Source organism: bacterium (assembly GCA_036524115.1).
Taxonomy (GTDB): Bacteria; JAUVQV01; JAUVQV01; order JAUVQV01; family DATDCY01; genus DATDCY01.
Window position 1 is genome coordinate 1 of record DATDCY010000010.1, and the last position, 1698, is coordinate 1698.

Annotated in this window: 1 protein-coding gene; it reads right to left on the minus strand. The window is 73.0% G+C overall.

The annotated features are described in order from the left end of the window. A partial coding sequence (locus VI078_00365) for a hypothetical protein (protein HEY5997740.1) occupies window positions 1–1412 on the minus strand: 1412 nt, incomplete at its 3' end. Between the last annotated feature and the right edge of the window lie 286 nt (window positions 1413–1698).

Here is a 1698-nt window from a genome sequence, read left to right on the forward strand (position 1 = left end):
GGCGCCTCGGGCACGGGCTCGCCCAGCAGCCTGCGCAGCAGCGCCAGCCGGCCGGCGACCGTCCCGACGACGTCCGGCCGCAGCCCCAGGGAGAATCGCGGGGGAAGCGCCCCTCCGCGCGGTGCGCTCAGCGTGAGAAAGCACCCGGAAGCCGTCGATGGGAGCTGCGCGGCGAACCGGCGCGGCCCCGGGGCGGGATACGCGGGCGGCTGGGGCGCCAGCTCGATCCGCTGGAGCACCCGCCCGCAGGAGTCGCGCAGGTCCAGGTGCGCCGGCGCCGGCCAGACGTCCGCCGCGATCTCCAGCAGGTAGCGTCCAGGTTCCACGATCAGCCTCGGCGTGGCGAGCGCCGGCACGTCGCCCTCGCCCGCGTCGCCGGAGACGGCGATCCGGAAGAGCTCCTCCGAGGCGAACGAGAGATACGGCAGGCCGTCGAGCCAGTCGGGGTGTATGCCGAACCGCGTCCGCACTTCCTGGCGGTCCCACGCGGCCACGCCGAGCAGATCGCGGGCGAGATCCCGGGCTGCCGCGGCGTCCAGCGCACCCGACGCGAGCCCGGCCAGCGCCCGCTCGAGCCGCCGGCCGGGCGCCGCCGCGTCGCCGCCGGCGGCCGAGAGCGCCTGCGAGGCCTCAGCGAAGCGGCCTGCGTTGAACAGGTATCTCCCGAGGGTCCCCTCGTCGGCAACGAGCGCGACCCTCGCCGGGGAGAATTCCGCGCGGGCGCTCCAGCGGTAGAAGTGGTTCCCCTGGTACGGCGAGCGCTCGGGGCGGGGCTTATCGATCGGCACGACCGCCAGCTCGCCGGCGCCAACCAGCCGCTCCACGCTCCGGCCGCCGAATTCCGCGGCGATCCTCGCGGGCGCCTCTCCGGCGCGCAGGAGCAGCCACGCGCGCGCCAGCGGTCGCCGGGAGACCGCCGTGACGGCGAACGACCGGCCGGCCCCGAGGTCGCGGACGAGCGGCGAGCGGAGCAGCGCCGGGGTGTCGACGAACGCCACGTCGTCCCCGCGGGAGGACGGCAGCGGCTGCCACGCGGGCAGGTCGTAGGCGAGCGCGAGCAGCGCGGGCGCCTGCACCCTGACGGTGATCCCCGGGTTGCGGAAGGCGGGGAGCGAGTCCTCCTCGAGGAAGAAGCGCGCCAGGTCGTGGGCGGGGGGCAGGGGCGGGCGCAGGTACTTCGGGGTGAGGAACTCCACGCGACCCGCCGGTTCCCCCGCGGGCGGGGCCGGGGCGGCGAACGCGCGCGTCGCGTCGATCGCGACGGTGGGCGGCACGGAGTCCAGGGCCCAGGTCTCGGCGACGCGCCGCGTCTCGTCGCGCCCGAAGAAGTAGAGTTCGTTCCGCGCGGCCGCGCCCAGCCAGAGGATGCCGGCGAGCGCGAGCGCGGCGCCGCCCGCGCGGACGGGCAGCATGGAGTCAGCCGACTCCACACTCCTCGTTGCACACTCCGCGTTTGCGTCCGCCTTTGCCTTCGAGCTTCGCCGCCGCAACTGAATGCGTTGCGCGATGTATCCCTTGCCGAACGCTTGCTCAGTCGTCTGACGTCGCGAAATCCAAATTGCATAAAGGCGCGTTCTAAGCCGAATACGAAGGGCAGAATGGCAATAATATTTGCCAGTCAATTTCAGCGACGCTGGGGCTCCGGTACGTCGTCAAGCAAATAGGAAGCGTGAGACCAGTTGAACGATTTGTCGGAAT